The sequence below is a fragment of the Bacillus sp. SRI_025 genome, assembly GCF_057592095.1.
Genome location: NZ_JBYEGB010000001.1, coordinates 535,898 through 559,235 on the forward strand (window position 1 = coordinate 535,898; position 23,338 = coordinate 559,235).

24 protein-coding genes are annotated in these 23,338 nt (G+C 42.5%); 2 read left to right on the forward strand and 22 right to left on the reverse strand.

The window, feature by feature from the left end; translation table 11 throughout:
* Positions 1 to 141 precede the first annotated feature (141 nt).
* From AC20OE_RS02755 to prfA, 5 genes are all read right to left on the reverse strand, one after another.
* Positions 142 to 585, reverse strand: coding sequence for a GNAT family N-acetyltransferase (locus AC20OE_RS02755; RefSeq protein ID WP_058838553.1), 444 nt, complete (start codon positions 583 to 585; stop codon positions 142 to 144).
* A gap of 64 nt (positions 586 to 649) precedes the next feature.
* The gene (gene spoIIR / locus AC20OE_RS02760) at positions 650 to 1,303 is read right to left on the reverse strand and encodes a stage II sporulation protein R (RefSeq protein WP_247544068.1); all 654 of its coding nucleotides are present in this window, start codon (positions 1,301 to 1,303) and stop codon (positions 650 to 652) included.
* Positions 1,304 to 1,425: 122 nt separating this feature from the next.
* Positions 1,426 to 1,905 carry a hypothetical protein gene (locus tag AC20OE_RS02765; RefSeq protein ID WP_024423739.1) on the reverse strand — a complete coding sequence of 160 codons (480 nt, stop codon included), beginning with the start codon at positions 1,903 to 1,905 and terminating at the stop codon, positions 1,426 to 1,428.
* A gap of 141 nt (positions 1,906 to 2,046) precedes the next feature.
* Positions 2,047 to 2,931, reverse strand: coding sequence for a peptide chain release factor N(5)-glutamine methyltransferase (prmC, locus tag AC20OE_RS02770; protein ID WP_228280092.1), 885 nt, complete (start codon positions 2,929 to 2,931; stop codon positions 2,047 to 2,049).
* Complete coding sequence (gene prfA, locus AC20OE_RS02775) at positions 2,921 to 3,988, reverse strand: peptide chain release factor 1 (RefSeq protein WP_039182133.1); 1,068 nt, start codon at positions 3,986 to 3,988, stop codon at positions 2,921 to 2,923. Before prfA ends, prmC begins: the two co-directional genes overlap by 11 nt.
* Positions 3,989 to 4,198: 210 nt before the next feature.
* Between prfA and racA the strand changes: the two genes are divergently transcribed.
* Positions 4,199 to 4,747 carry a chromosome-anchoring protein RacA gene (gene racA, locus AC20OE_RS02780; RefSeq protein WP_058838550.1) on the forward strand — a complete coding sequence of 183 codons (549 nt, stop codon included), beginning with the start codon at positions 4,199 to 4,201 and terminating at the stop codon, positions 4,745 to 4,747.
* Positions 4,748 to 4,795: 48 nt separating this feature from the next.
* Here racA and AC20OE_RS02785 read toward each other — a convergent pair whose 3' ends face one another.
* From AC20OE_RS02785 to AC20OE_RS02830, 10 genes are all read right to left on the reverse strand, one after another.
* The gene (locus tag AC20OE_RS02785) at positions 4,796 to 5,752 is read right to left on the reverse strand and encodes an AEC family transporter (RefSeq protein WP_039182138.1); all 957 of its coding nucleotides are present in this window, start codon (positions 5,750 to 5,752) and stop codon (positions 4,796 to 4,798) included.
* Positions 5,753 to 5,842: 90 nt separating this feature from the next.
* Positions 5,843 to 7,543: an oxaloacetate-decarboxylating malate dehydrogenase gene (malS, locus tag AC20OE_RS02790; RefSeq protein ID WP_039182140.1), complete on the reverse strand. Its 1,701-nt coding sequence runs from the start codon at positions 7,541 to 7,543 to the stop codon at positions 5,843 to 5,845.
* A 279-nt stretch (positions 7,544 to 7,822) separates the two neighbouring features.
* The gene (locus AC20OE_RS02795) at positions 7,823 to 8,425 is read right to left on the reverse strand and encodes a thymidine kinase (RefSeq protein ID WP_024426350.1); all 603 of its coding nucleotides are present in this window, start codon (positions 8,423 to 8,425) and stop codon (positions 7,823 to 7,825) included.
* Between the two features lie 87 nt (positions 8,426 to 8,512).
* Positions 8,513 to 8,713, reverse strand: coding sequence for a 50S ribosomal protein L31 (rpmE, locus tag AC20OE_RS02800; protein WP_003215407.1), 201 nt, complete (start codon positions 8,711 to 8,713; stop codon positions 8,513 to 8,515).
* Positions 8,714 to 8,843: 130 nt separating this feature from the next.
* On the reverse strand, positions 8,844 to 10,127 hold the full coding sequence (gene rho, locus AC20OE_RS02805) for a transcription termination factor Rho (RefSeq protein WP_008354975.1): 1,284 nt from the start codon (positions 10,125 to 10,127) through the stop codon (positions 8,844 to 8,846).
* Between the two features lie 366 nt (positions 10,128 to 10,493).
* Positions 10,494 to 11,459, reverse strand: coding sequence for a class II fructose-bisphosphatase (gene glpX / locus AC20OE_RS02810; RefSeq protein WP_012011567.1), 966 nt, complete (start codon positions 11,457 to 11,459; stop codon positions 10,494 to 10,496).
* Between the two features lie 32 nt (positions 11,460 to 11,491).
* On the reverse strand, positions 11,492 to 12,781 hold the full coding sequence (gene murA / locus AC20OE_RS02815; RefSeq protein WP_024423746.1) for a UDP-N-acetylglucosamine 1-carboxyvinyltransferase: 1,290 nt from the start codon (positions 12,779 to 12,781) through the stop codon (positions 11,492 to 11,494).
* 247 nt (positions 12,782 to 13,028) lie between these two features.
* Positions 13,029 to 13,667 (reverse strand): fructose-6-phosphate aldolase, encoded by a 639-nt coding sequence (fsa, locus tag AC20OE_RS02820; protein ID WP_039182147.1) that lies wholly within the window; start codon positions 13,665 to 13,667, stop codon positions 13,029 to 13,031.
* Between the two features lie 111 nt (positions 13,668 to 13,778).
* Positions 13,779 to 14,636, reverse strand: coding sequence for a class II fructose-bisphosphate aldolase (locus AC20OE_RS02825; RefSeq protein WP_024423748.1), 858 nt, complete (start codon positions 14,634 to 14,636; stop codon positions 13,779 to 13,781).
* Positions 14,637 to 14,814: 178 nt separating this feature from the next.
* Positions 14,815 to 15,189 carry a response regulator gene (locus AC20OE_RS02830; protein WP_003214681.1) on the reverse strand — a complete coding sequence of 125 codons (375 nt, stop codon included), beginning with the start codon at positions 15,187 to 15,189 and terminating at the stop codon, positions 14,815 to 14,817.
* Positions 15,190 to 15,369: 180 nt separating this feature from the next.
* Between AC20OE_RS02830 and AC20OE_RS02835 the strand changes: the two genes are divergently transcribed.
* A complete protein-coding gene (locus AC20OE_RS02835; protein WP_064498794.1) occupies positions 15,370 to 15,900 on the forward strand; it encodes a DUF2529 domain-containing protein in 531 nt (176 codons plus the stop codon).
* A 40-nt stretch (positions 15,901 to 15,940) separates the two neighbouring features.
* On the opposite strand, the gene pyrG is transcribed toward AC20OE_RS02835, so the two are convergent.
* The 7 genes from pyrG to AC20OE_RS02870 all read right to left on the reverse strand — a co-directional run bounded on the left by pyrG (position 15,941) and on the right by AC20OE_RS02870 (position 23,249).
* Positions 15,941 to 17,548 carry a glutamine hydrolyzing CTP synthase gene (pyrG, locus tag AC20OE_RS02840; protein ID WP_039182151.1) on the reverse strand — a complete coding sequence of 536 codons (1,608 nt, stop codon included), beginning with the start codon at positions 17,546 to 17,548 and terminating at the stop codon, positions 15,941 to 15,943.
* Between the two features lie 239 nt (positions 17,549 to 17,787).
* Positions 17,788 to 18,327 carry a DNA-directed RNA polymerase subunit delta gene (rpoE, locus tag AC20OE_RS02845; protein ID WP_058838549.1) on the reverse strand — a complete coding sequence of 180 codons (540 nt, stop codon included), beginning with the start codon at positions 18,325 to 18,327 and terminating at the stop codon, positions 17,788 to 17,790.
* A 247-nt stretch (positions 18,328 to 18,574) separates the two neighbouring features.
* Positions 18,575 to 18,772 (reverse strand): hypothetical protein, encoded by a 198-nt coding sequence (locus tag AC20OE_RS02850; RefSeq protein ID WP_082700883.1) that lies wholly within the window; start codon positions 18,770 to 18,772, stop codon positions 18,575 to 18,577.
* A 137-nt stretch (positions 18,773 to 18,909) separates the two neighbouring features.
* On the reverse strand, positions 18,910 to 20,052 hold the full coding sequence (locus AC20OE_RS02855) for an acyl-CoA dehydrogenase (protein WP_099663766.1): 1,143 nt from the start codon (positions 20,050 to 20,052) through the stop codon (positions 18,910 to 18,912).
* 16 nt (positions 20,053 to 20,068) lie between these two features.
* A complete protein-coding gene (locus tag AC20OE_RS02860; RefSeq protein ID WP_099663765.1) occupies positions 20,069 to 21,181 on the reverse strand; it encodes an acyl-CoA dehydrogenase family protein in 1,113 nt (370 codons plus the stop codon).
* An 11-nt stretch (positions 21,182 to 21,192) separates the two neighbouring features.
* Complete coding sequence (locus AC20OE_RS02865) at positions 21,193 to 22,056, reverse strand: 3-hydroxybutyryl-CoA dehydrogenase (protein WP_099663764.1); 864 nt, start codon at positions 22,054 to 22,056, stop codon at positions 21,193 to 21,195.
* Positions 22,056 to 23,249 carry an acetyl-CoA C-acetyltransferase gene (locus AC20OE_RS02870; protein ID WP_099663763.1) on the reverse strand — a complete coding sequence of 398 codons (1,194 nt, stop codon included), beginning with the start codon at positions 23,247 to 23,249 and terminating at the stop codon, positions 22,056 to 22,058. Before AC20OE_RS02870 ends, AC20OE_RS02865 begins: the two co-directional genes overlap by 1 nt.
* Between the last annotated feature and the right edge of the window lie 89 nt (positions 23,250 to 23,338).

Consider the following 23,338-nt stretch of genomic DNA (forward strand, 5'->3'; position numbering starts at 1 on the left):
AAGATAAAACTGTTGATATATCTCAATTATCCTTTTGAAAGTATAAAAGATGATGATCAATAAAACAAGCGTTGTCCACAATTTGTGGATAACGCTTGTTTTGTAGTGGATAAGTATGTGTATAAGTCCATCATTTTGTGATTAACTGCCTTTTTTTTGCAGGATCACAGCCTGTTCTTTCCCCAATGTCTCTTTTGCATGTGCAGAGCTCCATATGCTTTCTGGGATTTCCTCTAAAGGCGCAAAGCCCATCAATGCCAAAAAATCATGAGAAGAGGAATGGTTTGCAACGACATAAAAAGTATCCACACCTATTTTTTCTCCGAGCGTTTGAACGCTTTGGAACAAGGAGACAATGTGCCCCTGACCGAGCTTATCTGATATGACAAGCGACCGCAGCAATCCCTCTTGTTCATTGAGCTGTTCAAGACCTAAGCAGCCTGCCAGCTGACCATCCGCATCTTCCATCACGACAAATGTTGTTCGCTCTGCAAGCGTTACTCCGCCTTTTGCTTGTCCCTTTTCAAGAAAAGCATTGATCGACGGGACATCTTCCTCTGTGGCTATTCTTAATTGATAATACATGCTTTCACCTCTTTTTTGATCTCTTACTTCAACTCTATGAGGCAAAAACCGATTTATACCTTTTTTAAGAGAAAAGACTAGAGACCCATTCGAACAAAAAGAACTTCACTTCACCTGTCTCTTCTTCCTCTTCTTTCACCACTTCATTGACAGACTCTTTCGTTTGCTGCGCTGTCACTTGTTTATCATCATCGCCTTCTGGTGAGGCGATGGCTTCTCCGTTTGAAAAATCGATAAAACAGAGCGGCGGGAATAACACACACCACCAGTTGGCTCCGTTCCCTTCTCCAAGCGTAATTAAAATGGCTTCATATTTCCCAGCAGGATAGACGAAATTTCCATAGAGTTTTGTTGGAAATGAAGCTTTTTGAAAACTGACCGATACAGATTGATCAATATGCTGTTCCTTCAATTTCGCTTTGGCGATACGATTGATTTCTGGCAGCTTTGATCGAATGACACGTCTTGCTTCTTCAATGGATCTGAGGTCTTTGACCCACTCCGTCATATTCGCATTGACCTCGTCACGAATACTTCTTTTCACATCCTGATCCGCTGAACGATCACTATTTGCTAAAATGCGTAATCGAATCGCTTCATCTGGTATAACAACAGGCTGATTTGCAGAAGCAGCCGCCGTCTCCTCTCTGCCAAGGTTTGCAAAAGCACCGCATAATAATAGAAACATATAAAGACAAATCATCGTTTTACTTTTCAACATTGTGTGTTCCCCCCACTTTTTCTCTTCGCTACAAACATTGTGTCCAGGAAACTCATTTCATAAACAGTCAATATGATTTTTTTAATAGATTATGAGTCAAAACAAAAAAGCCGTTCTCTTTAAGAACGACTTTTGAGTGAGGATTGGTAGTCAGAAGGGTACAGTCTCCCATCCCAATCTCGGCTGATTTTTAAACCAGATTCTGTTTTAATAACAGTCATGGCCCCTTTTTTCTCGATTTCTTTTTTGACTTTTCCTTTTTGATCGATAAATTGGATCACCATTTCATAGTTAAATTCAATTCTGTCATCGCTTTCATCTGAAGGCGTAAACATAATTTTCTTCAGCTTAATTTGACAATCTTGATCCTTCGCCGCTTCTAATATGCTCGGGAACATGCTGTCTTGTGTATATTCTTGATATTCATGTTCGGTTAAATAAACCTTCAGCTTCTCTTTCATATCAGATAGGTCATCCGTTCGATTCACTGTGTATTGTGCTTTTTTATAGCTTTCTCCAAATGCTGCTGCCTCTTTTTTAAAGCTCGGTTTACCACAAGCACTCACAATCAATAGTACACTGACGATGACCAACACCATCGCATACCTTTTGTTCACACCATTCGCTCCTTCAAAACAAATTTATGTAAAAAATCATGATCAGAATGTTCATTCTTCTATATATACGTTTCTCTTTTACCATAAGTTTCATCTTTACATAATAAAATAGTCCGGCTATATTCAGCCGGACTTTCCGTTTTGAATGTGTGCGCAAACAGCTCGATCTTTTCCATTAATATCTTTGACGGTGTAGACATGCGCTTTAGGAAAAGCCTGCACGAGAAGCGCTGTGACATCTTGACCTTGCGTATGTCCAATTTCAAAGACAACAACTGCCTGTTCACTCAGCACGCTGTGAAGATCACGAACAAGACGTTTATAAAACCACAAGCCATCACGTCCGTCCGTCAGCGCATTCACCGGCTCATGCTTCGTCACAACCTCAGACAGACTGTCCATTTCTTCCGCCGCAATATAAGGTGGATTGGAAATAAATACATCTACTTTAATACCTTGAGCTATAACCGGTTCAAGTAAATCTCCATGTAAAAAATGAACGTCTGCACCGAGCGCTTGTTGATTCCGCTTTGCTACCGCAAGTGCTTCTTGTGAGATATCAGTCGCTGTGACAGATAGTGATTTTTTTTCAAGAGCGAGCGTAATCGCAATGGCGCCGCTTCCTGTGCCAACGTCAACTGCTTTGAGCGGCTGATCGGGCGGGAAAACGTCACCTACCAAATTGAGCGCCGCCAACACAACTTCTTCCGTTTCAGGACGAGGAATAAGAACATGCTTATTCACCTCGAAAGGACGTCCGTAAAAGAATTCAACACCCGTTAAATGCTGAACAGGAACACCTGCCTTATGCTGCGTCACAAATTTGCTGAACAGTTGATCTTGCTCCTCAGGCAGCGCATCATGAAATCGTGCAAGAAGCTCACTTCTGCTCCAGCCGAGCACATGCATCAACAGGAGTTCTGCTGCATTTTGGTCTCTGCCAGCTTCCGTTAACAAAGAAGAAGCCCATTTAAGGGCTTCGAAGATTGTTCGCTCTTTATTTTGCATCTTGAAGCTTTCTTGCTTGGTCTTCCATAATTAGTGCATCAATGACCTCGTCAAGTTTTCCTTCTAAAATTTGATCAAGCTTTTGAATCGTCAATCCGATGCGGTGGTCTGTTACACGGTTTTGCGGGAAGTTGTACGTACGGATACGCTCTGAACGATCCCCTGTTCCAACCGCAGATTTACGTGTTTGATCGTATTCAGCCTGTGCTTCACGCTGGAATTTATCATAAATTCTCGCACGCAGTACTTTCATGGCTTTTTCTTTGTTTTTAATTTGTGATTTCTCATCCTGACAGGATACAACAACACCTGTTGGAAGGTGAGTTAATCGAACAGCAGACATGGTTGTATTGACACTTTGTCCGCCAGGTCCGCTAGATGTAAAAGTATCGACACGGATGTCTTTTTCATGGATATCAATTTCAACTTCCTCAGCCTCAGGTAATACAGCGACTGTCGCAGTTGATGTATGAATCCGTCCGCCTGATTCCGTTTCTGGAACACGCTGCACGCGGTGTGCGCCATTCTCAAACTTTAGTTTGGAGTATGCGCCTTTCCCACTGATCATAAAGATGATTTCTTTATAACCGCCTGTGCCAGTGACACTTGCTTCCATGACTTCTGTTTTCCAGCCTTGCATTTCAGCATAACGGCTGTACATGCGGTAAAGGTTTCCTGCAAAAAGAGCAGCTTCTTCTCCACCCGCTGCACCACGAACCTCCACAATAACGTTTTTATTGTCATTCGGATCTTTCGGGATCAGCAAGATTTTCAGCTCGTCTTCTAAACGTTCCGTTTCCTCAGTGAGCTCTGAAATTTCTTCTTTGACCATGTCGCGCATCTCAGCATCCAGCTTCTCTTCGAGCATTGCTTTCGCATCATTCAGCTGGTCGTATGCCGCACGATATTGTCTATATACCTCAACAGTTTCTTGAATATCGGATTGTTCTTTCGAATATTCACGAAGCTTCGTAGTGTCGTTCACCACTTCAGGGTCACTTAAATATTCATTTAGTTTTTCATAACGTTCTTCAATTGATTTTAAACGGTCTAACATGGTCTTCACCTCTGTTTTGTGCGTAACAGTCTAATTATAGTATAGCGGGGTATGACAGTCAAAAAAATTTCCAAAACAATTGATTTTCTGCAATTTTTCGCTAGAAAACACGATCTTTGGCGATTGGTTACTTGTTTTGTCTAACGTGAAGGAACAGGTCCTCCTTAAAGAGAATGGTACTTGTAATTGAAAAAAGGGAGGGCATTTGGTTTGAATACAAATGAGGTTGCAAAGGAAATTGGTGTTTCTTCAAAGACGATTCAGCGTTGGGTCAAACAACTCAACATCCCTGTCGCCCGGAATGAACTTGGACATTATGAATTTCATGAAGATATTGTACAGCTGCTCAAAGAGGTCAAACACCAGATGAGTGAAGGTGTGATCCTCCAAGACATTCAACTGCCAATCCATAAGGAAACCGTTCGTCAATCAGCACCTGCTGTCGAAGCTGATGTCTCTATACAGCGGATTGAAGCATTAGAAAAACAAGTGAAAGCGCTCATTCAGCAGCAATTACACGTCACCGATGTAGAAGACCGCCTGCAAGAACTTGAACGGAAATTGGCTAAAAAAGCAGATGAAGGTGTATCGTATCAGCTGCTTCAGCACCGCAGAGAAATTGAAGATTTATCCACAAAATTTGACCGCCTCGCCGCAACCTTGAAACAACCGTCACAAGCAGAAGAAAAAAAGGAAATCGCACCCCCTGACCTCAAAAAAAAGCGTGTACTATTCCCTCTGTTTCATTCATTTCGCTAAGAAAGGCTGCCTCAATAGGCAGCCTTTCTACTATATTATACGGATATATTATACGGTAAGAGCAATAATGATCGGTAATGTGATAAGTGACATGATGGCACTGATGACAAATGCGGATGCAGTTTCCGCCTCTTGTTTTTCAAATCGTGTTGCGATCATTGCTGCAACAGCTGAACCTGGGAAGGCTACAAGTAATACAGCTTTTGTAATTTCATCAGCCGAAAGACCCATAAGAACCGCAATAAGATACATAAGTATTGGTTGTACAGCTACTTTTAGCAATGCAATACTGAAGGCTGGCAAGCTTAATTTAATTTTGCGGATACCAACAGTGACACCGACTGCGAATAGCGCAACCCCTGATGTAACGCTGCCAATTTCCTCTAACATTTCGTGTCCAATTGCAGGAAGTTTAAATCCTAAAAGAACAAGAATGATACTGGCTAACGGTGCAAGTGCAAGCGGCTCTGATAAACCGTGCAAAATTGCTTTTGTCGTCATTTTCAGGAAGCTTTCGCCGTCTTTGGTTTTCCCTTTTGTTTTTTCACCGACAGTTGATACAATAATTGCAATTGGATCAAGCATTGCATTTACAACTATTCCGGTAATCGCAATCGGAATTGCAACTTCTTGAGCCCCAAATAAACTGCCCAAGACCGGAATCCCCATAAATGCAAAGGTCGGTTGTGCTGAGTTTAATGAGAAAACAGATGAGTCTGTTAAATCATATTTAAAAGCAAATTTCGTAACTAAAAGGATAATGATATAAAAACCAACGATTCCGAAAATCAATGCAACGAAAAATGGAATTTGACTATAGAATTTATCTTTTGGTGTTGACAGAATACTGGCGATAAAGTGCGCTGGTAAAGCATACTTTGTTACAAGTGTACTTACACCTTTTGCAGATTTAGCGTCATAGCTGCCGAAGTGTCCTGCGAACCAACCCAGCGCGATAACGAAAAAAATCGGTGCTAGGAGGATCAAAATATTTAAAAAGTCCATCTTACTATTCCTCCTTAAATCCTTTACATGTTTCTTATTTATTGCGGCATTGCTTAGATTACCCGAAGCAATGCCGCGTTACACATTTTATTATGCTCTTACAATTTTTTTATATTCAGGAATCCACATTGCGTCTTTCACAGCTTGTTCGATGTTATCCGGCGTTTTTCTTGCGACACCATCTTCAATTGCTGCTTTCGCTACTTCAACAGCCACATGAATTGACACTTCTTGCAATTTATCAATACTTGGAAGAAGACCAGCACCTGGTTTCTCATGATCAACCATTTCAGCAATTGCATTCGCAGAAGCAACGAACATGCCTTTTGTGATGATTTTTGATTCTGTTACGATTGAACCAAGACCAAGTCCAGGGAAAACGAACGCATTGTTTGATTGTCCGATTTCATGTTCGATTCCGTTATACTCAACATTTTCGAACGGGCTTCCTGTTGCAACAAGTGCACGGCCGTCAGTCCATTTAAATAGATCTTCTGGCACTGCTTCAGCAAGCGGTGTTGGGTTAGACATTGGCATGATCACTGGACGCTCTGTATGAGCTGCCATTTCTTTAATGATTTCTTCAGTGAATGCGCCGCCTTGACCTGAAGTACCAATAAGAATTGTTGGCTTCGCTTGGCGAACCGTTTCAGCAAATGAGATTTGTCCTTTTTCATCTCGTGCCCAGCCTTCTACTTCATCAGAAGAACGAAGGTATGGTTTTTGGAAATCAAGCACTTCATCTTCAAATTGGTCTGTTAGCAATCCTCTGTAGTCTAAAGTCCAGAATGCATTGTTTGCTTCTTCTTCTGTTAGACCTTCAAGAACCATTGTGTCACGCATTTGATCTGCGATTCCGATACCAGCTGATCCAGCTCCGAAGATGACAACACGGTGATCTTTCAATTGAGTACCAGTTTTCTTGACAGCTGCAAGAACACCCGCTAAAGTAATGGCACCAGTACCTTGAATATCATCGTTGAACGTTAAGATGTTATCATTGTATTTTTTCATGATGTTACGCGCATTTTTGTTTCCAAGGTCTTCCCAGTGTAGCAATGCTTTCGGGAAGAATTTAAGTGCTGCTTTTACATAAGCATCAATGAATTCTTCGTATTTTTCACCTTGTACACGTTTGTGATGGTTCCCGATGTATAATGGATCATTCAATAATTTTTCATTGTTTGTTCCAACATCTAATACAACTGGAATCACGCGGCTAGGATCAATACCTGCTGCAGCCGTGTAAACAGCTAATTTACCGATTGCGATGTTGATACCACCAACACCCCAGTCACCAATTCCAAGAATACTCTCAGAGTCAGTTGCAACGATGAGGTCAATATCTCCAGCAGTTGCGTGCAAGTTTTCAAATGCTTTCTCGATGCCGTCAATGTCGTCGATTGAAAGATAGACACCATGAGGTCTTCTGTATTCATGGCTGTATTCTTGAATCGCTTCACCAACAGTTGGTGTGTAGACAACAGGAAGCATTTCACGAAGCTTTTCTGTTAAAAGCTTGTAGAACAATACTTCGTTACGGTTTTGTAAATCACTTAAGTATACGTTTTGACGAAGACGATCCGGCTGAGCTAGAAATTGCTTGTACGCTCTTTCTGCTTGCTGTTCTAAAGTGAGAACCGTTGGAGGAAGTAAGCCTTCTAGTCCAAGCTCTTGTCTTTCTTCTTCAGAGAAAGCAACGCCTTTGTTCAACGTTGGAATCGATAATACATCTTTACCTGTCAAAGTGGTTTCGAGGTACCCTTCTTTTGTTTTCTTCACGTTGTTCATCAAAAACTACCCTCTTTCTAAAATATAAATAAAGTGAACTATTAATCCAAAGAACGATTAAGGAGAAAAATCCTTAATCAAAAAAATTATGACAAGAAATCGAACTTTTCGTTTAAATGCTTTACACTACAGTTAGTCATTTTATGCCTGCTTATAACAAAACGCAAGCGTTGAAAATTAGATAATTTAATCGTAGTGTTATTTAATTTATTTAAGTACAAATGATGGGTGTTCAGCCAAAATCTCGAAAAACGAAACACAGCGGCATTTGCTATTTTTTTATTTGTCAAGTGTTGTACCAACATCAAGTCTTGGTACTTCATGGTGATGTCTGCATCGTGCTTCGTATGATTCCTGCGCACCTACTAAAATAATAGGATCATCATAGGATGCGGGTTTACCGTCGATCAAGCGTTGTGTTCTACTCGCTGGGGAGCCGCATACCGAACAAACTGCTTGAAGTTTTGTTACAAGCTCTGCACATGCCATTAAATGCGGAACAACACCAAATGGCTCTCCTCTGAAGTCTTGATCCAGGCCTGCAACAATGACTCGGTAGCCTTGGTCAGCCAATTGAGTGACAATGTCAATGATTGTCTCATCAAAAAATTGCACCTCATCAATGCCAATGACATCGGTTCTTTCTGATATGTGCGTTATTATGTCTTTTGGTGAGGCTACTGCAATCCCATCTAATGATGAACCGTTATGTGACACAACTGAGCTTGTACTATATCGGTTATCAATCGATGGTTTGAATATTTTTACTTCTTGTTTGGCAAAGGTGGCCCTTTTGGCTCTCCGAATCAATTCTTCCGACTTTCCAGAAAACATACTACCGCAGATGACTTCAAGCCAACCGCTTTGTTTCATCACATACATAAGGTCTTCTCCCCCGTTTTAAAGTTCCATCAATCCACGTAAAAAAACAGGCAAGAACGGATTCCTGCCTGTTTATTGTATCTATTATTACTTAAGACCGTATTTTTTGTTAAAGCGGTCAACACGTCCATCAGCAGAAGCGAATTTTTGACGGCCTGTATAGAAAGGATGGCACTCAGAGCAAATCTCGATGCGTACCTCTTCTTTTACTGATCCAGTTTCAAACTCATTTCCACAAGCGCATTTGACTGTAGCTTTTTTGTAGTTAGGATGAATTCCTGTTTTCATCTACTGTCATCTCCTTCCGCCCTGAATCCAATTCGGAAACAGAGTTAATATCTCAGAAATAAATTCTGAAACGCACATGATAAAATTATAACAGTGTAAGTCTATGATTGCAAATGTATTTTTTAAGAAGCTATCTTCTTGATGCAGACATATTCGCTTGTTTCCATTCTTGCGTTAAAATATCGAAAAACTCTTGGTTTGTCTTTGTTTTTCTCATTTTACGCATGAACTTCTCAGCGAAGTCAGGTGTATCTGACATCGATTTTCTCATCGCCCATAGACGATCAAGATGCTCTTTTGGCACAAGCAGTTCTTCTTTTCTCGTACCAGAACGGCGAATGTCGATCGCAGGGAAAATTCTTCTTTCGGCCAAAGAACGGTCCAAATGAAGCTCCATGTTTCCAGTTCCTTTAAACTCTTCATAAATCACGTCATCCATACGTGATCCTGTATCAACAAGTGCAGTGGCTAAAATCGTCAAGCTTCCGCCTTCTTCAATGTTACGCGCAGCACCAAAGAAGCGTTTTGGACGATGGAAAGCCGCAGGATCAATACCACCTGAAAGCGTTCGGCCGCTTGGCGGAATCACAAGATTGTATGCACGAGCAAGCCTTGTGATGCTGTCCATTAAGATGATGACATCTTTTTTATGTTCAACAAGACGCATCGCACGCTCTAAGACAAGCTCTGCTACTTTAATGTGGTTTTCCGGTACTTCGTCAAAGGTTGAACTAACAACATCCCCTGCAACAGAACGTTCGATATCTGTTACTTCCTCTGGACGCTCGTCAATTAAAAGGACAATCAGCTCTGCCTCTGGGTGATTTTCAGAAATGCTGTTGGCAATTTCTTTAAGCAAAATGGTTTTCCCAGCCTTAGGCGGTGCAACGATTAAACCACGCTGACCAAATCCAACTGGCGCCATCATGTCCATAATTCTAGTAGACAGGTGATTAGGCTGTGTTTCAAGAATCATTTGGCGGTCAGGAAATAGCGGTGTGAGTGCAGGAAAGTGAACACGTTCCTTTGCTGATTCTGGGTCGTCCCCATTTACCGCTTCTACATGAAGGAGGCCATAGTAGCGTTCATTCTCTTTTGGAGGTCGTACCTTTCCAGACACTTTATCTCCATTTCGTAAATCAAAGCGTCTGATTTGTGAAGCAGAAATATAAATGTCTTCTGAGCTTGGGGAATAGTTAATCGGTCTTAAGAAACCAAATCCCTCAGATTGAATAATTTCAAGAACCCCTTCCATAAATAAGAGATCCTCTTGCTCAGCATTCGCCTTTAAGATGGCAAAAATTAATTCTTTTTTTGTTAGTTTGCTGTAATAAGAGATTTTGTATCGTTTTGCTAACTCATACAGCTCTTTTAATTTCATATTTTCCAAAGATGAAATCGAAACATCTTTCAATATGGACACCACACTTTTCTAGTCAATGTATTTCTTTACAAATGCATGACCATTGTATTTGATTAGCTTTTTAATTCCGTTGTTGTTGGAATGACCTCGCTCTGATGGTAACGCTCCCACTCGTTTTATCGTGAAAGATAGGAACAATGTGAAATAGAGCTTTTTTAACATAGAGAAGGATAATGAGTATATCGTCATGATGCGGCAGTATTTAAACTTGTTGAAGCTTAAAAGAAGTAAATTCGCAGAAAATTTCGCAGCACTCTTTAGTTTTACCTCATTTGCAGAGAATATTCAACTTTAAAAAGAAAATGATATACATTTGACACCTATATGAAAAGCGGGTAATGAATACCCGCTTTCAGATTACGGACGAATGACAAGATTCGGTTTTTTCTTTAAGCTGTGTCTGCCGTCTACGAAACGAACTGTACCCGATTTCGCACGCATGACAACACTATGCGTTGTTCCAACAGAGCCTTTGAATTGAACACCTTTAAGTAATTCCCCGTCTGTTACACCTGTCGCTGCAAAAATGGCGTCATCTCCTTTTACGAGATCTTCCATTCTGAGGACTTTACCAACATCCAGCCCCATTTTCTCACAGCGTCTTAATTCTTCTTCACTTTGAGGAAGAAGCTTACCATGAATTTCACCACCAAGTGCCTTTAATGCAACAGCAGAAAGGACACCCTCAGGCGCTCCGCCTGAACCAAATAGAATATCAACACCTGTGTGATCAAATGCTGTATTAATGGCTCCTGCAACGTCACCATCATCGATCAGTTTAATTCTTGCTCCTGCTTCTCTCAGTTCAGCAATAATTTTTTCATGTCGATCTCTGTTTAAAATCGTTGCAACCACATCTTCAATATCTTTGTTTTTCGCTTTTGCAACAGCGCGAAGATTATCAATGACAGGCGCTTCAATATCGATGCAGCCTACCGCTTCTGGACCTACTGCGATCTTATCCATGTACATATCAGGTGCATTCAGCAGGTTGCCATGATCTGCAACTGCAATGACAGCTAAGGCATTCCAGCCGCCGCTTGCCACAATGTTTGTTCCTTCTAATGGATCAACAGCGACATCCACGCGAGGTCCATATCCGTTCCCAAGCTTTTCCCCAATATAAAGCATTGGTGCTTCGTCCATTTCCCCTTCGCCAATCACCACTGTTCCCTTCATCGGAATGGTGTCAAATACATCACGCATTGCACTTGTTGCAGCATCATCCGCTTCGTCTTTTAATCCTCTTCCCATCCAACGGGCAGATTTTAATGCAGCTGCTTCTGTCACCCGTACTAGTTCCATCGATAAACTTCTTTCCATTTTTGTCCAAATCTCCTCTCACAGTCAAAGCCTTATGAATTTTGAAGTTCTTCTATTTCTTGGTCATTCAGCTTTTCACGCCAGATGGTTGCACCCAAGCCTTCAAGCTTCTTCTCAAGCAAACTATATCCTCTGTCTATATGTTCAAGCCCTGTGATTTCGGTCACACCGTCTGCCATTAGCCCTGCGACAACAAGACAAGCTCCTGCACGCAGATCACTTGCTTTGACCTTTGCTCCTTGAAGCTGCGTTTGTCCGGTAATAATAGCGGATCTTCCTTCGACCTTCATGTTTGCACCCATTCGGCGCAATTCGTCAATGTGCTTAAAGCGAGCTGAGTAGATCGTATCTGTGACCACACTCGTGCCTTTCGCTTTTGTTAACAGCGCCGTCATCGGCTGTTGAAGGTCAGTCGGAAAGCCCGGATACACAAGGGTTTTGATATCGACAGGCTTGAGTCCTTCGTTTCTGCCAACGATCAGCATCTGATCGTTGCTCGTTTCAATGGTGAACCCCATTTCTCTAAGTTTCGCCGTAATTGATTCTAAATGAGTTGGGATCACATTATCAAGTACAACTTCATCTCCCATCGCTGCACCAGCTATTAAAAATGTTCCTGCTTCGATGCGGTCAGGGATGATTGAATGCTTACAGCCATGAAGGGATTCTACACCTTCGATTCGAATGACATCGGTCCCCGCACCTTTGATTTTGGCACCCATGCTTGCAAGCAGTGTCGCTACATCAATAATTTCGGGTTCCTTTGCAGCATTTTCAATCACGGTTTTTCCTTCAGCCAGTACGGCTGCCAGCATGATGTTGATTGTCGCACCTACACTGACAACATCAAGATAAATCCGGGCTCCGACTAATTTTTCAGCGCGCAAATAAATCGCACCCTGCTCGTTTGTCACCTCGGCTCCGAGTGCTTCAAAGCCTTTGATATGCTGATCAATCGGTCTAGGTCCTAAGTGACATCCTCCTGGCAGTCCGATGACAGCCTGCTTGAATCTTCCCAGCATGGCTCCCATTAAATAATAGGATGCACGCAGTTTCTTCACTTTTCCATTAGGAAGCGGCATACTGATCATGGAAACAGGATTAACAACCATTTCACCTTTTTCAAAAGTGACCTTTCCGCCAATTTCTTCTAACAGATCTCGCAATGTGTCGATATCTGATATATGCGGAAGGCCTTCAATGGTTACTGGAGAATCAGCGAGAATCGTGGCAGGAATCAGTGCCACAGCACTATTTTTCGCACCACTAATATGTACGGTCCCGCGCAAGGGATCACCGCCGGCAATGTTTAACTTTTCCATATTTGTCTCCCTTCTTAAAGAAGATCACTGTTGGAGTTATACTGTTTGTGGATGTCGCGCTTTAAAAGGTCTTGTCCAAAATTTAGCCAATATCAAGAGAAAGAATACAGGTTAAACGAAATTTGTCGGAAGAAAAATAATCGAAGCTTTGCGAGGCTGTGATGTTCTCTTCTTTGCACAAAACATTTCTTAGCGTTTATAAGGAAAACTGCGGCAAACGAGAGACGACCCCGCCTGCCACAATCATTTATTTATTCCAGTCTGCTAAAAATTGCTCAATGCCTGCATCCGTTAATGGGTGTTTCGTCAGCTGCTTGATGACTTTCAGCGGCATTGTGCCGATATGAGCACCTCTAAGCGCAGCTTCTGTCACATGCTGCGGGTGACGAATGGATGCAGCAATGATTTGTGTATCTAATCCATGAACATCAAAAATAGTTTTCACTTCGCTGATGAGATCAAGACCATTTTGGCCAATATCATCTAGGCGGCCAAGGAATGGAGAAACATACGTCGCACCAGCTCTAGCTGCAAGAAGTGCCTGGTTTGCACTAAAAATCAATGTGACGTTTGTTTTAATTCCAAGGTCCGTTAATGCTTTAACAGCTTTAAGGCCATCTGTAGTCATTGGAATTTTGACCGTGATATTTGGTGCGATAGCAGCAAGCTCTTTTCCTTCTTCAATCATTTCCTCTGCTTTTAGGGAAATCACTTCTGCACTGACAGAGCCTGATACCACGTCAGTGATTTCGCGAAGGCGGTCGTGGAATGATACGTTCTTTTCTTTCGCTACTAAACTAGGGTTTGTTGTGACGCCTGCTAAAATGCCAAGCTCGTGCGCCTCTTTGATGTCTTCAATATTCGCTGTATCTACGAAAAATAACATAACTGTGCCACTCTCCTATCAATAAATTGTCTGAAATGTAAATTTGATTGCGCTTTCTCGAGATATGGAGAAAACCGCCTGTGACTCAGGCGGCTTTCGGTTCTCATCAAATTATGCTTGGTTAGAAGAACCAAATTCGCGCATTTTGCCGATAACAGTCGCTTTAATTGCGTCACGAGCTGGTCCAAGATATTTACGTGGATCATACTCTTCTGTTTTTGCAGCAAGTGTTTCGCGTACTGCTTTCGCAGAAGCAATTTGGTTTTCAGTGTTTACATTGATTTTTGCTGTACCAAGTGAAATTGCACGCTTGATGTCAGCAGTTGGGATACCTGTTCCGCCGTGAAGAACAAGTGGAAGACCAGTTGTTTTACCGATTTCTTCCATTTCAGCGAAACCAAGGTTTGGTTCACCTTTGTATGGACCATGTACTGAACCTAATGCAGGTGCAAGGCAGTCAATACCAGTGCGTTCTACAAGCTCTTGGCACTCTTTTGGATCAGCATAAATAACGCCCTCAGCGATGACGTCATCTTCTTGCCCACCAACAGTTCCAAGTTCAGCTTCAACAGACACACCATGGAAATGTGCAAGTTCAACAACTTTCGCAGTTGTTTCCACATTCTCATCAAATGGGTGGTGAGAAGCATCGATCATGACAGAAGTAAATCCTGCATGAATCGCTTTTGCACATGATTCAAAGCTTGAACCGTGATCTAAATGAATCGCAACAGGAACTGTTACATTATATTCTTCGATTAACGCTTTAACCATTGCGACAACTGTTTTGAAGCCGCCCATGTAGCGTCCTGCTCCTTCAGATACTCCTAAGATAACAGGAGATTTCTCTTCTTCAGCAGCTTGTAAAATCGCTTGCGTGAATTCTAAGTTATTTAAGTTAAACTGTCCAACAGCGTAACCTTTTTCCTTTGCGTCTTTCAACATTTCTGTCATTGAAACTAAAGGCATGATGAAAAATCCTCCCTATGTAGCTAATTTGCTTGCTAAAAAAAGCTCTCCACCCTAGCATGACCAGAATTTCTCGCCATATGTAAACTTTCAAAGTCAGATCGCTTTCTTCTTCCTTTATAGGATACCAATTATTCGACAAATCGGCAACAGAATGACTCGATTCAATCATTTCCATCTAGCCATTTGTTTCAAGCGGCAAGTATTCTTTGACAGCATCTCGGATTTCATCAATATCAAACGGCTTAGCGAAGTGCGTCAATGCACCTAGTTCTTTGGATTCTTGGATCATATCTAATTCGCCATAGGCTGTCATAATGATGACACGGATATCTTCATCAATTAATTTCATCCGTTTTAAAATTTCGATACCATCCATCCCGGGGATTTTCATATCAAGCAGGACAAGGTTCGGTCTATGGTTTTTCACAATATCTAATGCCTGTAGTCCATTGGCAGCTTGGAAGGTTTGATAGCCTTCTTTATGAAACACTTCATTCAATAATATTCTAATACCGTACTGATCATCGACAATTAAAATTTTCTCATTCATCTGTTACACCCCATTGCTTTCATTTTTCGCCATAAAAAGAGCTGTTGTTAAATAATTCTGTTTGATTTTCACATTTCCTTTAATTATAATAGTTTACTTTACGACATTTTCTGAGCATTTTTCCTAATATTCTCTTTATATTCTATTATAAAATGATCTGACCGAAGGAGGAAATGAGTCTTGTTAAAAATTTTTACGACCCAGTTATCAGGTATTTTTTCACGTATTGGAGAAAAGCAGACTGAAGCGATTGAGGACGGTGCACGCCTTCTTGCACAGGCTGTTGTCAGTGGACATGCCGTTTATTTTCACGGAAAGAATGAACTGGCTGCTGTCGCCCTAGAGGCATCTGAAAGCAATGAGCCGTTTCCCGGTGCGAAAGTGCTGCCGCTCGATCAAAAGGAGCGCAGCTTACTTCAACCAAGTGACAGGGTGCTGCTATTTTATTCAGACCCAGAAGATCAGGAAATTCAATCTCTTGTTAAAGAATTGCACGAACAAGGTACGCCCGTTGTTGGTGTAGGGCCGGCACAAAAGGAGCCGTCCACGATTGAAGAGCATTGTGATGTCCACATTGATTTCCAGCTCAAGAAACCGCTTGTGCCCGCTGAAGATGGGACAAGGTTTGGTTTTCCTGCTTTAATGACCTGCTTATACGTCTACCACGCCCTATCGTTTACTGTGAAGGAGATCGTGGAGGAATATGAATAAAAAAACTGCCGAGAAGTGATATTCTCGGCAGTTTTTTGTTTTATTTTGATTCAGATGCTTGTAGTGAAGCACCAACGAAATCTCTAAATAATGGCTGTGGTCTTGTCGGTCTTGAAACGAATTCTGGGTGGAACTGAGAAGCAAGGAACCAAGGGTGATCCTTGAGCTCGATAATTTCAACAAGACGTCCGTCTGGGCTTGTACCAGAGAAGACGAAGCCTGCTGCTTCCATTTGCTGTCTGTATTCGTTATTAAATTCGTAACGATGACGGTGGCGTTCGTAGACCACTTCGTCATTGTATGCAGCAAATGCTTTTGAGTCTTCATTTAATTTACAAGGATATAGACCGAGACGAAGTGTTCCGCCTAGATCATCTACATCCTTCTGTTCTGGAAGAAGGTCAATGATTGGGAATGCTGTTTCAGGATCAATTTCCGCTGAATGAGCTCCTTCAAGGCCTAATACGTTTCTTGCGTATTCGATAGATGCCACTTGCATTCCTAAGCAGATTCCGAAGAATGGCACTTTGTTTTCACGGGCAAATTGTGTAGCAATGATTTTCCCTTCTACTCCGCGGTCTCCGAAGCCTCCAGGAACAATGATGCCGTCAACATCTTGTACGAAATCAGCGATATTCTCTGCTGTCACTTCTTCTGCATTGATCCATTTAATTTGAACATCTGCATCAAACGCATAACCAGCATGACGAAGTGATTCAACGACAGAAATATAAGCATCTTGCAGCTCAACATATTTCCCTACAAGACCAATTGTGACTTGTTTTGAAAGGTTTTGCACTTTATCAACAAGTGCTGTCCACTCTGTCATGTCCGCATCTTGGCAGTCAAGTTTCATATGTTCACATACTAGCTTGTCCAGCCCTTGTTTTTGTAAATCAAGCGGAATAGAGTAAAGCGTGTCTGCATCCTGACATTCGATAACAGCTTTTGTATCAATATCACAAAACAGTGCAATTTTGTCCTTCATATCTTGTGCCAATGGCATTTCCGTTCTGACCACGATGACATTTGGCTGAATACCAAGACTGCGAAGTTCTTTTACACTATGCTGTGTTGGTTTTGTTTTCAATTCACCCGCTGCACGGATGTAAGGAACGAGGGTACAATGAATGTACATCACGTTTTCGCGGCCGATGTCACTCTTCATTTGACGAATGGCTTCAAGGAATGGAAGGGATTCGATATCTCCTACTGTTCCGCCGATTTCTGTAATAACCACATCTGCACCCGTTTCTTTTCCGGCACGGTACACGCGGTCTTTGATTTCATTTGTAATGTGGGGAATGACCTGTACTGTTCCACCTAAGTAGTCACCGCGGCGCTCTTTCTTCAGAACAGTAGAGTAGATTTTACCAGTTGTGACGTTGCTGTACTTATTTAAGTTAATATCAATGAAACGCTCGTAGTGACCTAAGTCAAGGTCTGTTTCAGCACCATCATCTGTGACAAAAACCTCACCGTGCTGGTATGGACTCATTGTCCCTGGGTCTACGTTGATGTATGGATCGAATTTTTGAATGGTGACATCCATCCCTCTATTTTTCAGAAGGCGGCCTAACGAAGCAGCCGTGATTCCTTTTCCAAGTGAGGAAACAACTCCTCCTGTTACAAAAATATACTTTGTCATTTCGTATGCTCCTCTCTTTTTTACCCTTGCATGTCTACGCATGCACAGCTTCATCCTTTTTAGAGTGTATCCCTAAATCTCTTGAAAAATAAGAAAGCTCCCTTTCAAATAAATGAAAGGGAGCGTAAATGAACGTATCTTTACGTACTCTTTTTTAGAGAGCCCAAAATACATACTACATAGTTCGCTCAGGAAAGTCAAGACGGTTTTGTCCTGTTTTGAGGACCGGTTTGAGAGGGTTATTTCTCTTCCTCTTCATCGTCTAAATCGTCTTCATCAATCTCCGTTAAGCCGTCATCATCTTCATCATCATCTTCGTCGAAGTCTTCAAGATCTTCATCGATTTCTTCATCATCGTCTAGGTCGAGATCATCGTCGTCTTCAACAAGATCAAGGTCTTCTTCAAGCTCGTCGATTTCTTCTTCCTCTTCGATTTCATCGAAGTCGTCTTCAACGACAGCTGCTTTTGTTTTTTTCTTTTTCGCTTTTGTTTTCACAGCTGGCTGAACTTCTTCTTCGATTTGATCAACTGGATACCAGCTGCGAAGTCCCCATCTCTGATCACCTAACGAAATAAAGCGGCCATCTATATTTAAGTCTGTATAAAATTGAGCAAGTCGATCATCTAGATCGGATTTTTGTATTCCTTGCAAACGGACGATTTCATCTATTAACTCGGAAAACGTAATTGGTGTTTTGCTGTCTCTGAAAATTTCATAAGCAAGTTCAACTAAAGACATTTGTTTGAGCTGTTCCTGTGAGTATTCTTTCAAACTCAAGGTCAGACACTCCCTTTCTATTACATGTATGTATCCATTTATCAGTGAAATAATAAGTATTTATACCTTATTCTTACGACAAACCATACCTCTCATTATAAACAAATTAGGGGAGTTTATGCCACCTTTATTGTTGTTAATTTTTGATTTTTATCACGAGTAGCGCCAAGAGGTCCATCATCTGTATGAAAATGGACCGGTTCTTGTATACGGCATACTTTTTGTCTTTCAGTTGATCACGTCTATTTTAAAACTGGATATTCTGAATGGATGAGAGAACGAGAAAAATCGTGAATAACATTCCCGCTGACATGAGTACGATTAGTTTTCTGCGGCTGTTGTTTTTTTCTTCCTTCTTTTTTGTAGACTTTGTAAGCTCTGCGGAAACCATAATCCAGATAACCATTGTGACGATTGCTGTAATGCCCATAAATGTTGAGTTCAATATCACACCCCCATATTATTCCTATTTTTAACATAATACCACATGCTTATGGATTATGATTGGAAATTACATTACATACTAACTGCATGACCCACCAAAACAGACCACCTCACATTCAGGTGGTCTTTGCTTCGTTTCTACATATCTAGCAGTTTCCTTGAGATGACCAGACGCTGGATTTCCTGTGTTCCTTCATATATTTGAGTGATTTTCGCATCACGCATGTATCGTTCGACTGGGTAATCCTTTGTGTAGCCGTACCCGCCGAAGATTTGAACCGCTTCTGTTGTCACCTTCATCGCTGTATCACCGGCAAAGAGCTTGGACATGGCTGATTCCTTTCCATACGGGAGGCCTTTCGTTTCGAGCCATGCCGCCTGGTAAGTAAGCAGCCTTGATGCTTCAATCGCGGTGGCCATATCAGCCAGCTTAAAGGCGATCCCTTGCTGCTGAATAATCAGTTTGCCAAATTGTTTACGCTCCTTGGCATAATCAACCGCCGCATCAAGAGCGCCTTGAGCAATCCCAACTGCCTGTGCAGCAATGCCGTTTCTGCCGCCATCGAGCGTCATCATGGCTATTTTGAATCCTTCTCCTTCTTGACCGAGCCGGTTCCTTTCATGGATTCGGCAATCTTCAAATCGAATTTCAGTTGTTGGCGATGAGCGTATGCCCAGTTTGCTTTCCTTTTTGCCAACGGAAAAACCAGGTGTCTCTTTTTCTACAATAAAAGCAGTTGTATTTCGAGATGAAGCTCCTTGGTCTGTTACGGCAAACACAATATAATAATCTGCAATGCCTCCATTTGTAATAAAGATTTTCGCCCCGTTCAGAACATATTCACTGCCTGCCTTGACAGCCGTTGTCTTCATTCCGCCAGCATCTGAGCCTGAACCACTCTCTGTGAGCGCATATGCTCCTATCTTCTGCCCTTCTGCAAGCGGCTTTAAATAGGTCTCTTTTTGTTCATCTGTTCCAAATGTATAGATTGGCCATGAAGCAAGAGAGGTATGGGCAGACAGGGTGACGCCTGTAGAGGCGCATACTCTTGAAAGCTCCTCAACTGCTATAACGTAGGCTAAATAGTCACTGCCGATTCCGCCCACGTCTTCCGGCCAAGGGATACCCGTTAAACCGAGTTCCGCCATTTTGCGAAAAATAGATGGATCATATGTCTCTGTTTCGTCTCGCTCTGCTGCTGTTGGCTCCACTTCATTTTTCGCAAAGTCTCTCACCATTTTTTGAATCATTTCATGTTCGTCACTTAATTGGAACTGCATCGTGAGCCACCTCGTTTCATATTAGCTGTTTACAGATGACCAGCCTTTGAATTTCACTTGTTCCTTCATAGATTTCACAAATTTTTGCATCACGAAAGTAACGTTCTGCTTGATAGCGATTCGTATAACCATCCATGCCTAGCAAATGGATCACTTCTGTACTGATCTCCACCGCCGTTTTTGACGCAAATAGCTTTGCCATTGATGCTTCCTTTGTGACGGGACGATTGGCCTCTTTGAAAGAAGCAGCTTGATAGACGAGCAGTTTGGCCGCCTCAAGCTTCGCCGCCAAATCGCCCAGTCGAATGGTCGTTTCAAGACCTGCTGGATGTCGCTTTAAATAGCTGACTGCCTCGGTTAAAGCAGCTTCTCCAATGCCAAGGCTTTGAGCCGCAATTCCGATTCTCCCTGCATTTAAGCTAGACATGGCAATTTGAAAGCCTTCTCCTTCTGCACCAAGCAGCTGATCTTTTGGAATCCGCACGCCATCAAAATGAAGCGTGACTGTTTTTGAACCGTGCAGTCCCATCTTTTTCTCATCTTTTCCAATCGTAAATCCCGGCGTATCTTTCTCGACAATGAACGCCGATATATTTTTTCTCGCAGAAGCCGGATCGGTCACCGCAAAGACAAGATATAGCTCTGCTTCTCCGCCGCTTGTGATAAAGATTTTCGTTCCATTTAATACATAATCGCCGCCCATCCGCTCTGCTCTTAATTGAATACTGGAGGCATCTGATCCAGCCTTTGGTTCAGTCAGACAAAAGGCGCCTAGCTTCTCTCCTGATGCAAGCAGCGGGACATAGGATTCTTTTTGTTCCTTCGTTCCAAAAGTCAAAATAGGCATCGTCACAACAGATGTATGAACGGACACAATGACACCGATGGTCGCACTCACTTTCGATAATTCATGGATTGCGATGATATACGTTGTAAAATCTGCTCCTAAGCCTTGATACGAAGCTGGTATTGGAATCCCTAGATAGCCTTGCCTTCCCATTTCACTTAAAAGGGTTTTTGGAAACCGGCCTTGTTCCATGGCTTCTACTTCAGGGAATATACGCTGGCGTGCAAATTCTGCTGTCTGTTCTCTCCAGAGACGCTGTTTATCCGTAAGCAAAACATCCATCTTGACTCCCCCTATGAGTGGTCGTGGTATGTGTAAAAACCTCTCTTTGTCTTTTTGCCCAGCCAGCCTGCATTCACGTATTTTTTTAAAAGAGGACAAGGTCGATATTTGCTGTCTCCAAGTCCTTCGTGAAGGGTATTCATAATAAATAAACATGTATCCAGTCCAATGAAATCAGCTAGACGAAGCGGCCCCATTGGATGATTCATCCCAAGTGTCATCACGCCATCAATGCTTTCTGCATCTGCCACGCCTTCATATAGGGTGTAAATGGCTTCATTGATCATTGGCATCAATATGCGATTTGAGACGAACCCTGGGAAGTCTTCCACTTCAATTGGGGTTTTGTTTAATGTCTTCGCTGTTTCATAAACAAATTGATATGTGTCATCACTCGTTTGCAGCGCGCGAATGACTTCAACGAGTTTCATGACAGGGACGGGATTCATAAAATGCATGCCAATCACTTTCTCCGGTCTGCTCGTCACAGCTGCTAATTCTGTGATCGACAAGGAAGACGTGTTTGTCGCAAATATGGCCTCCGCCTCTGCAAATTGATCAAGTGTTTCAAAGATTTGTTTTTTCACACTCATTTGTTCAGAAGCAGCTTCAATCACTAAATGAGCCTGCTGGACGTCTTTTAAATCTGTGGATACGGCAAGCCGCTGCGTGATATCTCGGACGGCCTGATGTGCCAGCTTTCCTTTTTCTGCCTGCTTTGTCAGTTGTTTGGTCATGGAGGAAATCGCTCGATGAATCTGCTTTTCTGATGCATCATGGAGCAGGACTGTATAGCCTGACTGTGCAAACACTTGGGCAATGCCTGATCCCATTTGACCGGCTCCAACGACCAGAACGGTCTCTTCTATGCTCATCAAAAAACGCCCCCCTTTTCATCTACCTTTATCATGAACGCATCTCCTTGACCGCCTCCACTGCAAATCGCCGCAATGCCAATGCCACCGCCTCTTTGTCTTAATGCATGTATCAATGTCAATATGATACGTGTTCCGCTTGCCCCAATCGGATGACCGAGTGCGACAGCCCCTCCGTTGATATTCATTTTCCGCCGGTCGATCCCGGTCGTTTTTTCACATGCCAGAGCCACAGCTGAGAAGGCCTCATTGATTTCAAACAATTCGATATCCTCTAGGCGCTTTCCTGTTTTCTTTAAAAGCTTCTCGATGGCAAGGGCTGGTGTTTTCGGGAAATCCTTCGCCTCTACAGCAACCTGAGTATGACCGAGAATGACTGCCATTGGCTTTACACCATGCCGTGCAGCATACGTGTCTTTCATTAGAAGAAGTGCACTTGCACCATCATTGACACCTGGTGCATTTCCAGCGGTGATGGTACCCTTCTGATCAAAAACAGGCATGAGCTTTGACAGCCGTTCATATGAGGTATCACGCCGCGGAGATTCATCTTCTGTGATAAGCCTTTCTCCCGTTTTTGTTTTGACGGTGACGGGGGTGATTTCATATTGAAAAAAGCCACTTTTTTGCGCTTCGATGGCCCGTTCATGACTTCTGAGTGCCCACAGATCCTGCTCTTCCCGCGTGATGCCAAGCTCCTTTGCAGCCATACTTCCATACTCACCCATATGAACGCCTGTAAACGAACAGGTTAAGCCATCTAAAATCATCGCATCTTGTACTGCACCATCTCCCATTTTGTAGCCCCATCGCGCTTTTTTTAGCAGATAAGGAGCGTGAGACATGGATTCCATACCGCCCGCCGCGATGACCTCAGCATCACCGGCTCGAATGATTTGATCTGCCGTGCTCACACTGCGCATGCCCGATGCACAGACTTTATTGATGGTTTGTGTTGGAACAGACCAAGGAAGATCAGCATATCTTGCTGCTTGCCTTGAAGGAATCTGCCCTTGCCCTCCTTGTAAAACACTTCCCATAATGACCTCATCTATTTCATGAGAACCCGAAACTCTTTCCAGTGCAGCCTTGATCGCTATACCGCCTAGTTCTGCGGCAGTCAAACCACTGAGAGCACCGCCTAGTTTTCCAAATGGTGTTCTTGCACCAGATACAATGACCGTCGTACTCATGTATGCCCCTCCCCATTTGTTAACGCTTACATATCATTTAGACAGCTAATGAAACAGCGCCATGGATAAGCCGATGAACATCCTATTCA